9 protein-coding genes are annotated in these 12688 nt (G+C 43.5%); all 9 read right to left on the reverse strand.

The genetic code is table 11. The features are described from left to right. Nucleotides 1–14: 14 nt before the first annotated feature. Entirely contained in the window at nucleotides 15–455 is a 441-nt protein-coding gene (locus FTV14_RS00900; protein ID WP_179992798.1) for a GNAT family N-acetyltransferase, read from the reverse strand. Nucleotides 456–622: 167 nt separating this feature from the next. Continuing rightward, entirely contained in the window at nucleotides 623–1855 is a 1233-nt protein-coding gene (locus FTV14_RS00905) for a multifunctional CCA addition/repair protein (protein WP_180052291.1), read from the reverse strand. A gap of 83 nt (nucleotides 1856–1938) precedes the next feature. Next, nucleotides 1939–4218 (reverse strand): NADP-dependent malic enzyme, encoded by a 2280-nt coding sequence (locus FTV14_RS00910; protein WP_179992796.1) that lies wholly within the window; start codon nucleotides 4216–4218, stop codon nucleotides 1939–1941. A 141-nt stretch (nucleotides 4219–4359) separates the two neighbouring features. Further along, nucleotides 4360–7236 carry a bifunctional diguanylate cyclase/phosphodiesterase gene (locus FTV14_RS00915; RefSeq protein WP_180052290.1) on the reverse strand — a complete coding sequence of 959 codons (2877 nt, stop codon included), beginning with the start codon at nucleotides 7234–7236 and terminating at the stop codon, nucleotides 4360–4362. Nucleotides 7237–7413: 177 nt separating this feature from the next. Then, entirely contained in the window at nucleotides 7414–8124 is a 711-nt protein-coding gene (locus tag FTV14_RS00920; protein ID WP_166137762.1) for a 16S rRNA (uracil(1498)-N(3))-methyltransferase, read from the reverse strand. A 31-nt stretch (nucleotides 8125–8155) separates the two neighbouring features. After that, nucleotides 8156–8992, reverse strand: a complete 837-nt coding sequence (gene metF, locus FTV14_RS00925; RefSeq protein WP_005236747.1) for a methylenetetrahydrofolate reductase [NAD(P)H] — start codon at nucleotides 8990–8992, stop codon at nucleotides 8156–8158. Between the two features lie 193 nt (nucleotides 8993–9185). After that, nucleotides 9186–10568, reverse strand: coding sequence for an adenosylhomocysteinase (ahcY, locus tag FTV14_RS00930; RefSeq protein WP_180002089.1), 1383 nt, complete (start codon nucleotides 10566–10568; stop codon nucleotides 9186–9188). A gap of 305 nt (nucleotides 10569–10873) precedes the next feature. Beyond that, nucleotides 10874–11398 (reverse strand): tetratricopeptide repeat protein, encoded by a 525-nt coding sequence (locus tag FTV14_RS00935; protein WP_180052289.1) that lies wholly within the window; start codon nucleotides 11396–11398, stop codon nucleotides 10874–10876. A 249-nt stretch (nucleotides 11399–11647) separates the two neighbouring features. Beyond that, nucleotides 11648–12652, reverse strand: coding sequence for a Tim44 domain-containing protein (locus FTV14_RS00940; RefSeq protein WP_180053136.1), 1005 nt, complete (start codon nucleotides 12650–12652; stop codon nucleotides 11648–11650). Between the last annotated feature and the right edge of the window lie 36 nt (nucleotides 12653–12688).

Raw genomic sequence — 12688 nt, forward strand, 5'->3', positions numbered from 1 at the left:
TTATGACTGGCTGATCATTCCAGATGCTTGCGAAATCCAATACTGTAACTGTCAAATCCCAGTCCTTGATAAAAGGCATGCGCAGGATAGCGTTCTTCGCGATTTCCGCTGTTGAGCTGAATCATCTTGAAGACTTGCTCTTTTGCAATCTGTTCAATAGCAGCCATTAATTGCTTGCCTATACCTTTTCCACGATAGGCCTGATCAATTACAAAAACCTGAATCCTTAAATATCCACCGTCAAATTCCCAGGTGTATTCCTGAATAAAACCGGCATAGCCGATCACATGTGAATCCTGTTCTATAACTAGTGTCTGATAATGACTGTCTTGATGAATCCGTTCCCAACGCTGTTTGATATTTTTCAGCGTAGAGGGATAGCCAAGCTGAATCGTGAGTTGATGAACGTCATACAGGTCTTTTTCAAGATCCAGTTGACGGATGAGATAAGTCATTAGACATATTCTTAGCTAAAAATAATATCAATCATAATCAATATTTACTTTGCTTAAGTGTTGCAAGTGCACAGTAGCTTCAAAGAATTATTGCTATCTATATAGAAAATCGAGATGAATGAGATTTCAGATATTAAATAAAAAGGCCCCTTGAAGGAGCCTGATGTTTAAAGTATGGCACTATGCTGTTCTTTCAGTTCTGCCAAAGCCGCAATCCGTCGTTCAATCAGCATTTCACCAATATCCGGACCTTGAATTTCCGGTGGTAAATCTTGTGCTTTGATGCTACGTACAACCTGCATGGCATCCAGCACATATTGAGCCTGAGGATAAGCACGATTTTCCAGACCCAAGCGACCGCGAGAGTCACATTCACAGGCCTGTACAAACGCTTCAACACGTTCAGGACGACGCAATACATCCAGACGCTGTAATAAACGCCATAAAGTGCCAGGTTTTAAGTTAAAAGCCTGATGGCATTTTAAGTGTTCTTTACAGACCGCCAATGCCAGCTGTTTGGTATGAGTCGGAACTCTTAAACGTTCACACAGCTCATTTACCGGTTTGATCCCACGTTCTTCATGCATGATATGGCGTGGCAATTCTTCAACAGGGGTTAATGCCTTACCCAGGTCATGAACCAGAACTGCAAAACGAACATCCAGAGTATAATTTTGGCGGCAGGCTTGCTGTAAAGACATCATGGTATGAATACCACAGTCAATTTCCGGATGATATTCAGGACGTTGCGGAATGCCATATAAGGCATCCAGTTCCGGGAACAGCACTTTTAAAGCACCACAACTACGTAATACTTCAAAATACACATCTGCATCCTGTTCCATCAGTGCGCGTGTGGTTTCTTTCCAGACCCGCTCAGGTGTCAATGCATTAAGCTCGCCCGATTCCGCCAGCTGCTTCATCAGCACCAACGTTTCTTCTGCAATGCTAAAACCCTGATGTTGATAACGCGCAGCAAAGCGGGCAATCCTTAAAACACGTAAAGGATCTTCGACAAAAGCTTCTGATACATGACGCAGTACACGATCAGCCAGATCTTTTTGACCGCCATAAGGATCATAAATCTTACCTGAATAATCCATGGCCATGGCGTTGATGGTCAGGTCACGGCGGATCAGATCCTCTTCCAAGGTGACATTGATATCGGTATAAAATTCGAAACCATGATAACCATAGCCAGACTTGCGTTCGGTACGTGCCAGAGCATATTCGTCTTTGGTTTCAGGATGAAGAAAAACAGGGAAGTCCTTGCCAACAGGTTGAAAACCTTTAGCAAGCAATTGTTCCGGCGTCGCGCCGACAACCACATAATCTTTTTCGTGATAGGGGTGTCCAAGTAAATGATCCCGAACTGCACCGCCTACTAAATAAACTTGCATGAAAAAACCTCTATTCTTACAAGCATCATGCTACAGAATAGAGGTTTTCTCAAGTCAAGAAGTTACGCTGATGCGTACATTCCTTAAAGCGCGTTTTTTTCTGCTTCCTGAATTTCAGCGACAGTTAACGCAGTCATATTCACTACGCGACGAGTCGTTGCAGTTGGTGTCAGGATATGAACAGGTTTCGCAGCACCAAGCAGGATAGGACCAATGGTCACGTTATTACCTGAAGTTGCTTTTAACAGGTTAAACGAAATATTGGCTGCATCCAGATTTGGCATGATCAGCAAGTTTGCAGAACCTTTGAAACGAGAGTTCGGGAATGCAAACTGACGGATATTTTCGTCCAGTGCTGCATCACCATGCATTTCACCTTCAACTTCAAGCTCAGGTGCAGTTTCAGAAAGGATTTCATATACACGGCGCATTTTTTGTGCGCTGGCATCGTGCTGGTCTGAACCGAAGCTAGAGTGAGAAAGTAGGGCAACACGTGGAGTAATACCGAAACGACGTACTTCTTCAGCAGCCAGAATCGTCATCTCAGCAAGCTGTTCAGCCGTTGGATTACGGTTGATGTAGGTATCCGCGATAAACAGGTTGCGCTCTTCAAGCATTAATGCGTTTAAGGTGAAGAAGGTATTATGGCCATCCTGTTTGCCGATGACATTGCTGACAAAGTCCAGATGGATGTCATAGCTTGAGTAAGTACCACATAACATACCGTCCGCCATGCCATGACGAACCAGCATCGCAGCGATCAGGGTAGAGCGGCGACGCGCTTCACGGTGTGCATATTCAGGCGTTACACCTTTGCGTTGCATCAGGTTGTAATAGTCGTCTGCAAATTTTTCGTAATCTGGGTTCTTTTCCTGATCCACGATAGTGATATTCACACCATCTTCAAGACGTAAGCCTAATTTCTTGATATTGGCTTCGATGACTGCTGGACGACCCACCAGAATCGGTTTTGCCAAGCCTTCATCCACTGCAATTTGCGCAGCACGCAGTACACGCAGGTCTTCACCTTCTGCATAAGCGATACGTTTAGGATCTGTTTTAGCTTGTGCAAAGATTGGTTTCATCATGAAGGCTGAGTTGTAAACAAACTCAGACAGACGTTGACGATATGCCGAGAAATCCTGAATCGGACGAGTCGCCACGCCAGAATCCATTGCAGCTTGTGCAACTGCAGGCGCAATTTCCAGAATTAGGCGTTGATCCAGTGGACCAGGAATCAGGTAATCACGGCCGAAAGAAGCTGATTTTTCTCCATAAGATGCAGCATCTGCTTCTATGTGTGCCATACGTGCAATCGCGTGTACGCAGGCAATTTTCATCTCTTCATTAATGGTGGTGGCACCAACGTCTAATGCACCACGGAAGATATAAGGGAAGCACAGTGCATTGTTCACTTGGTTCGGATAGTCAGAACGGCCAGTCGCCATGATGACGTCATCACGAATTTCGTGTGCATGTTCAGGCAGAATTTCTGGATCCGGGTTCGCCAAGGCAAAGATAATTGGATCTTTGGCCATCAGTTTCACCATTTCTTTGGTGAGAATACCGGCTGCAGAAAGACCCAGGAACATGTCTGCACCTGCAATCACGTCACCGATCTGAGAGGCATCAATGTCTTGTACATATGCTTTTTTAGATTCGTCCAGACCTTCACGTTTAGTTGTTAATAGACCACGTGAGTCAGCAACGATGATATTTTCTTTTTTCGCGCCAAGGGCACAAAGCAAGTTCAAGCAAGACAGGGCAGCAGCGCCGGCACCTGAAGCAATGATCTTGATTTCATCAATTTTTTTGCCGTTTAATTGCAAAGCATTCAGAAGAGCAGAACCTACAATGATTGAAGTACCATGCTGGTCATCGTGGAACACAGGGATTTTCATGCGTTCACGAAGTTTCTGTTCAATATAGAAACATTCTGGAGCCTTAATGTCTTCCAGGTTGATCCCGCCAAAAGTGGGCTCTAGAGAAGCGACAATATCAACAATCTTGTCTGGATCATTTTCAGCAATTTCGATATCGAATACATCAACACCCGCAAATTTTTTGAACAGTACGCCTTTACCTTCCATGACCGGTTTAGACGCCAATGGGCCAATATTACCCAAACCAAGAACTGCTGTACCGTTACTGACCACTGCAACCAGGTTACCGCGTGCGGTATATAGGGCAGCTGTTGAAGGATCACGTTCAATCTCAAGACATGGTGCGGCAACGCCAGGCGAGTAAGCAAGGGCTAAGTCACGTTGGTTGACCAATTGTTTGCTTGGTGTAACGCTGATTTTTCCTGGAGTAGGGAATTCGTGATAGTAAAGAGCCTGCTGCTTTAAAGATTGTTCGTCCATCTGTATCTCTATCGTTGTAAAGATTACCCAGAAAGCGGGTAAAAAATTGCATTTATGGCTCTGAATATAACATTTGTTAAGCACTTAGCCCAGTCAAAGTCGACCATTTTTGCGACAATATTATTCGAGGTAGATATAGACTTAGACTTGATATATATAAGTTTCAGCGACGCGATTCTGTTCTAAATACGCAGTTGCTTCCAGTTCAGGCAATGGCTTGGAGAAGAAGTAGCCTTGGGCAATATCACAATCTAAATCACGTAGATATTGCAGCTGTTCTTCAGTTTCAATACCTTCAGCGACGACAGTCATGCCCATGGCTTTGCCCATCGCGACCATGGCGCTGACAATTGCTTCCTGTTTATGTTCGCCAATTTTAGAGACAAAACTGCGGTCAATTTTGAGAATATCAATAGGAAAATCGGCAAGATAGGATAAAGAAGAATAACCGGTTCCAAAATCATCCAGCGAGATATTAATCTGGCGCTGCTTGATCTGGTTCAGCAGATTTTTGACAGATTCAGAGTTTTCAATCAGTGAAGATTCAGTAATTTCTAGTTCCAGACTAGTGCCAGAAATCTGGTTTTCGCTAATGGCCTGATCCAGATCATCGAGTAACTGACCACGACGCAGTTGCTGCGCCACGATATTCACAGAGACACAGATATTATGAAAGCCAAGATCATTCCATTCACGAATCTGTCTGGCAGTTTGCTGAATCACCAGACGGCCAATCTCGGAAATCAGGCTGGTCTGTTCGGCTAAAGGAATAAACAGGCCCGGTGGGATGATGCCTTTTTCTGGATGTTTCCAGCGCACTAAAGCTTCAAAGCCATAAATGTGCTGGTCATTAAAATTAATTTTCGGCTGATAATAGACTACGAGTTCACCATTCTGGATGGCTTTACGCAGATCACGTTCAATGAAAATTCCTTGCTCTAGCAAAGCTGTATTTTCATTAGAGTAAAAATGGATAGTATTCCCGCCTAGATTTTTGGCTTCACTCAGCGCCTGTTCTGCACAGTTATTTAAATAGTCTAACTGACGACCATGATCTGGATAGAAGGCTACACCCATCGACAGGGTAATCACATAATCTTGGCCGAAAATATGGAAAGGAGCCTGGAAAGCTTCAGCAATACGTTGACAATGTTCCTGTACAGAAGGGCGAATATGCGAGATTTCATACAAAATCGCAAAGTCATCGCCATTTAGATGAGCAACAAATAGAGCTTCAGCATTGGTCAGACGTAAGCGTTGTGCCACCTGACGCAACAGCTCATCACCGCCATTATTAGACAGATATTCATTCAATGGACGGAAACGATCGATATTGAGTCGGATCACCGCCATTTTCTTGATGGAATCTTTTTGCGTCATCAGATATTGATGCAGCTGGTAGTTATAGTAAAAACGGTTCGGTAAATCAGTCAGTGTGTCGTAATTTTCCAGATAAGACAGGCGCTGTTCCTGTAATTTACGCTCAGTCAGATCAGAGACAATGCCGATATAGTGAGTGATACGGCCTTCATCATCGGTAATTGCATTGATATGTAACCAGAGTGGCATCTCTTTGCCAGACAGGAATTTCTCACTCAGTTCGCCATCAAAAGAACCGATTTTCACAACTTGTTTGATGATATTGGAATGAATGCTGCGCTGCTGTGACTTATGACTCGCAGTAATATCAAATAGATATTTACCCAAGATGTCATTACGTTCAAAACCGGACAAATTTTCGAAATAAGGGTTCACTTCGATATAACGTAATTCATCATTTAGGATGAAGATCCCTTCAGCTGCTTGCTCAATTACACTGGCTGCCAGTTTCAGGCGTTCTTGAGAACTACGTTCCTGTTGAATATCACGCAAAATTCCCACCATGCGTAAAGGACGGTGAGTTTCGGGATCGCGACTGATCACCCGACCTACATCATGTACCCAACTCCAGACTCCCGGCGCTTGCTGAATCCGGTAAGTTACTTCATAGCGCTCAGTTTTCCCACGCAGATGCTGTTTCATATTGCTTTTGAATGCAGCCAGATCATCGGGATGAATCATATGTTGTAACTGCAAATGATGCTCACTGGATTTCCGTTGTACCTTCTCATCTTTATGATTGGTCAGCAAAATACTGCGGTCTTTGATATTCCAGTCCCATGGACGGATGCCGGCGATTTCATGGGTCAGCTCAAGGTTTTGCTGCTGGTTTTTCAGATCAATATTAATCTGTTCGATATCATAAGTACGTTCACGAACTTTCTGTTCCAGTAACTGATTGCTGAGCTGTAGCTCCAGTTCGATATCTTTTGATTTATTGACTTCAGTCTGTAACTGTTTGCACAGTTCATCCGTCCAGGCGACCTGCTGTTCGGCATTGCTCACCAGTAATTCATTTTCCGCATAAAGGCGGGAAGTACGTGTGTGAATACGATAGGTACTATTGGCACAGAGCAGGATCACAATAACTGCAAAATTTAGAGCTAGACCAAAGACCGGATTGGCACCAGAAATATGAAAAAACTGAAAGAGTAAAAAGGGTACTAATGAAGGTAAAAATACCAGTGAAAAGTAACTGAGCTTCTGGGTTAAATAAGTCAGACCGAAGGCTTGAGTCACGATTAATAGCAAAGCCGAAAGGGTTAGTGCTTCTATTTCATCAAAATTAATATTGGCCTGCGGCAAGTAATAATAGATCAGGGAAATACCGGAAGCGATACAGCAACCTACCGCAAAACTCTGAATCTGTAACCAGTAATGTGCATTTTTCAGTTGATATTGTTCAGGCTTAAAATACAGGGTATTGATGAGCCAGCACATACTGACGGTAATTTCAGTCAGGATAAACCAGAGATTAAAGTAACTATTCGATGAGCTATATTGAATGTGATAAACACAGAAAATATAGAGGCAAATAATCATGATACTTAACAGAAAATATCGGCTATGTCGAAGCGTGTTCGCAACCTGAGCACGATGCAAGTGCTCTTTGATATAAGCCTCTTGATTATCAATCATATAATTAAGTGCCTTGTATTCGTCCTGAACGGTTTTTATCCTAGATTTTAATTTTTATTCAAGCTTGAATGATTCTTAAATCAATCAATATGTGTTTCATTATTATTGACTCAAGAGTAGAGCGCTTATAAATAAAAATCAATAAAATTAATAACTAAATTTTACAATTTTGACCGCTTAAATAGTGTAATTCAAAATTGAGAGGGCAACGACAGGAGCAGTTTCGGTACGCAGGACACGTTCACCAATACACCAATTGACAAAGCCTTGCGCATTCGCCGCTAGGATTTCTGCTTCACTCAAGCCGCCTTCAGGGCCAATCAGCAAGGCAATATCCAGCGTGGCATTCACCAGAACATCAATTTCTTCTTTATTTGGCGCTAGCACCAGTTTGGTAGTAGGAAGATCAGTTTCCAGCCATTTTTCAAGTGACATTGGCGCTAAAATTTTAGGAACAATATTCATTCCACACTGTTCGCAAGCGGCAATGGCTACACCTTGCCAATGATCCAGTTTCTTCTGGTCGCGGTCGTATTTCAGGCGCATCTCACAGCGTTCAGAGGTTAAAAGCTGAATTTCAGATACACCCAGTTCGACCGCTTTCTGGATCGCATAATCCATGCGGTCACCTTTACTCATGACCTGGCCAAGCAAGGCTTTAAATTTTGGTGTGCGATCCGTAGGGTTATAACTATTGACCTGTACAGCAGCCGACTTTTTGGAAACTTCAACCAGTTCAACTTCATATTCACCACCTTGTCCATTAAACAGGGTGGCTTTTTCGCCGACTTGAGCACGTAAAACTTTAACCCAATGATGAAACACTGTTTCAGTCAGTTCTACAGTGGTATCTACTGCTAAATCAGCTTCAATAAAAAAACGTGGCATTAAAGTTTTACTCTCAAATCAGGTATTTTACTTATGCAAGACCGAGGTCTTTAACAAGTTGACGGGTTGGATCAGTGGTATTCATGGTATAGAAGTGCAAGCTCGGTGCACCGCCAGCAATCAGGCGTTCACAGAATTTCACCACAACTTCATGACCAAAGGCTTTAATGCTTGCAGTGTCATCTCCATAAGTTGCCAGTTGCTTGCGAATCCAGCGTGGAATTTCAGCACCTGTACCATCTGCGAAGCGAATCAGGTTGCTGGCATTGGTAATTGGCATGATACCTGGCGCTACTGGAATATCAATTCCAGCTTTCTGGATACGTTCTACAAAGTAGAAATAAGCATCCGGATTAAAGAAGAATTGCGTTAATGCAGCATTGGCACCTGCATTTACCTTATCCACAAAGTGCTGAATATCTTTATCAAAGCTGTCTGCTTGTGGATGCATTTCAGGATAAGCGGCAACTTCAATATGGAAGTGGTCACCTGAATGTTCACGGATAAAGCGAACCAGATCCTGTGCATAAGGCAATTCACCCAGGCCCACCTGACCAGATGGCAAGTCACCACGCAGCGCGACAATACGGTTAATTCCTTGTGCCTTATACAAATCAAGCAGTTCAGCGATACGTGCCTTGTCATCACCGATACAAGACAGGTGAGGGGCAACGGGTGTACCTTTACCATTAAAGTCATTGATCGTAGATAAAGTACGTTCGCGTGTTGAACCACCCGCGCCATACGTCACAGAAAAGAATTCTGGGTTCAGCAGTTGTAGTTCTTGATGTACGGTTTTGAGCTTTTCCGCACCCGCATCGGTTTTGGTCGGGAAAAACTCAAAAGAAATTGGAATCTGTTTAGACATGTTCAAATCCTTTTTATAAATACTTTTTACTTATCACCCTCTCCCTGACCTCTCCCAAAGGGAGAGGAGAATTCATTACTGAATTATGCAGGGTTTAAGCCCATATTTTTTTCACTTGAAGTCATTAAAACTTCATTGAAAATAATTTGGATGGTCACCCTCTCCCTAAGGGAGAGGGATGGGGTGAGGGATATTAATATTTATAAGCATCAGACTTGAATGGACCTTCAACAGGTACACCTAGGTAATCTGCCTGTTCTGGAGTCAATTGAGTCAGAACACCACCGAAACCGGCAACCATTGCAGCAGCAACTTCTTCGTCTAATTTCTTAGGAAGCAGTTCTACACGAATCGCTGCTTGTTTTTGATCTTCAGGAAGATCCGCAAATTTCTCAGCGAACAGGTGCATTTGACCCAATACTTGGTTCGCGAATGAACCGTCCATCACACGTGATGGGTGACCAGTTGCATTACCCAGGTTTACCAGACGACCTTCAGAAAGCAGGATCAGGTAATCATTTTCATTTTCTGAACGATATACTTGGTGTACTTGAGGTTTCACTTCAACCCATTTATAACTACGTAGGTAGTTGGTATCGATTTCAGTGTCGAAGTGACCGATGTTACAAACTACTGCACCAGCTTTCAGTGTATCCAACATTGCAGCGTCACATACGTGGTAGTTACCAGTGGTAGTCACGATCAGGTCGGTATTTTGAAGAAGATCAACGTTCACATCTTCTTTTTTGCCAGTTTGAACGCCGTTTTTGTATGGAGAAACCACTTCATAACCGTCCATGCATGCTTGCATCGCACAGATTGGATCGATTTCAGATACACGTACGATCATGCCTTCTTGACGAAGAGACTGAGCAGAACCTTTACCTACGTCACCATAGCCGATCACTAACGCACGACGGCCAGAAAGCAGCATGTCAGTTGCACGTTTGATCGCATCATTTAGAGAGTGACGGCAACCGTATTTGTTGTCGTTTTTAGACTTGGTTACTGAATCGTTGACGTTAATCGCTGGAACTTTCAGAGAGCCATCTTTCCACATTTCCAGAAGACGCGCTACACCTGTAGTTGTTTCTTCAGTAATCCCGTGGATTTTTGCAATCAGTTCAGGATATTTTTCGTGAACAACAGCAGTTAAGTCACCGCCATCATCCAGAATCATGTTGGCATCCCAAGGTTTGCCGTTCACATTGATCTGTTGTTCAAGACACCACATGTATTCTTCTTCTGTTTCGCCTTTCCAAGCAAATACAGGAATACCACGAGCAGCGATTGCAGCAGCAGCGTGGTCTTGAGTAGAGAAGATGTTACAAGAAGTCCAGCGAACTTCAGCGCCTAATTCAACCAGAGTTTCAATTAAAACTGCAGTTTGAATAGTCATGTGGATACAGCCAAGGATTTTGGCACCAGCAAGCGGTTTGGCAGCTGAGTAGCGCTTACGCAGACCCATTAGGGCAGGCATTTCAGCTTCTGCAAGTTTGATTTCTTTACGGCCGTAGTCAGCTAGGGAAATATCAGCAACTTTATAATCTGTAAATGAAGCATTAACCGCGTTCATCACGATCTCCTTATAAAAAACAATAATTGATCATTCAGTTCGCGGATGCCGTTGTTGGTCTGTCTAGAAAAAGTTGGACCGATCGTCGAGCCTGGCGCTTTTACATTTCGTACCTGTAAAACGTCGCAGCATCCCTCGACTAGCGAGGTATTGTACTTGGAAATTAATTTGGTTCCAATCCGAAATTGTTTATTATCTGACTAATAAGAAAATTTTGAAAATATTTTGAGAAATATCCTGATATTTGAAAACTGAAATAAAGTTTTATTCTCGTAAAAAAGCCCATCATCTGACGGGCTTGTTATTTATTCTATGTCCTGCTCAATTTCATCTGCTTTCTTAGTCCAGTAATCTGCCCGTATGTCATCAGCGGCCACACCAAGACCATTGGCATAAATAAAGGCAAGATCACGCATGGCTTGAACTTCGCCCCATTCAGCTGCTTGCTTTACAAGAGCGATAGATTTTTCAACATCTTTTTCGACCACATTACCACGACGGTAAAAACTAGCCAGTTCTAAAGTCGCTGCAGGGTGTTTTTCGAAATTGGCTTTACTCAACCAGTAATAGGCTAACTCAAAGTGAGCTTTAGAATCTTCAGGGTCTTCCTCAGCGATTTCTTTGGCATAAACCGTATAACCCTCACCGAGCCAGTACATGGCTTCAACCCAGCCGCCATTGGCTGCTTTCAATGCCCATTCTTCAGCCAGCATGATGTCTTCGTCATGCTCGCTTTGCATATAGAGTTCGGCAAGCTCAAATTGGGCTTCGGCATTGCCTGCCAGTGCGCGGTTTGCCAGCGTGGCAGGGGGAGAAACACGCTCAGTCATGTCAGTATCTCAAATATCTTTGTATCTAGATTAAAAGGTTCAAAATAAAAAAGCCAATCCGAAAACTGGCTTTTGTATAAAAGTCGACTGATAGAGCTTAAAACACGCAAACTAAGCTATTTGTTTAGAGGAATAACAATAAAACGAATAGAAAGAGAACAAGAATAAATTTAAATAGTTTTCAATGATTCAGAAAGCAAAACAGCGGCCCGAAAGCCGCTGTTGATATACGATTAATGAGATAAGAATTTAGTCTTGCTGGATTCCTGCAACCACCCAATCTTGTTGAGAACCGGCAGGTTTGACAAAGTGCCAGATTTCAGCAAACGGTTGAGGTTGGCTATTCAAGTCTTCACTTACAGTACCAGTGAAGCGTACGCTTACTACGTATTGACCATTCTCATTCGATGAATCCACAACCATTGCATTCAGGTTAGAGAACTCAGCTACGTCCTGATCCTGATTTGCCATAATATCGTTATACATCGACTGGTAAAGATCAGGGGTCAGGTAACGTTTAATTTCTGAAATGTTGCTCGCCGTATTCATTGACTGAATGTGGTTGAAGCGCTGACGTGCAACACGTAAGAAAGTCGCAGGTTCTGTTCCATCTGGAAGCTGGTTGCCGCTATTGGTATAGGCTGCACCAAATGGCGCGTTATTTACCGGAGCTGAACCAAACGGAGCATTTGTACTTGGTGTGCTACCACCCACGTTCTGACCAAAAATATTGGTGTTGTCACCACCGCGAGGAGGTGTCTGACCAAATGGTGCTGAATGACCAGCACCACTATTTGGAGCGTATGGATTAGAAGCTACTTTTTTTTTTACGCCCATCTTACGGAAAATGAAGAAGGCAACAGCGGCAGCAAGCAAGATCCAGATCCAGCCAGGAATACCACCTTTTTCCTCTTGTTGCTGTTGAGCTGCTTGAGCTTCAGAAGCCGCTTGTACTTCTTTGTCATCAGCCAGCGCATTGGCAGCAACTGCACCCACTGCAGCACCTGCTACACCGGCAGCAACCATACTACCTACGCCTGGGCCAGATCTTTGCTGAGTTGCAGCACCAGCGGCTGGAGCCTGTTGTGCTGGCGCAGCTTGACGAGGTTGTTGATAAGATTGAGTAGGCGCAGCAGAACGTTGCATACCATGGCTTTTACCGCCACCGGCACGTTTTGCTTCAGCAGTTAAAGGAGCAACCAGTAATGCTGCTGTTAAAAGACCTGCAACCAAACCACGCTGTCGAACTTCCATTCAATTTTCCTATGTGAAAAAAACTTATTTGAATAC

This window comes from Acinetobacter sp. YH12236 (genome assembly GCF_013417645.1).
Classification (GTDB): domain Bacteria; phylum Pseudomonadota; class Gammaproteobacteria; order Pseudomonadales; family Moraxellaceae; genus Acinetobacter.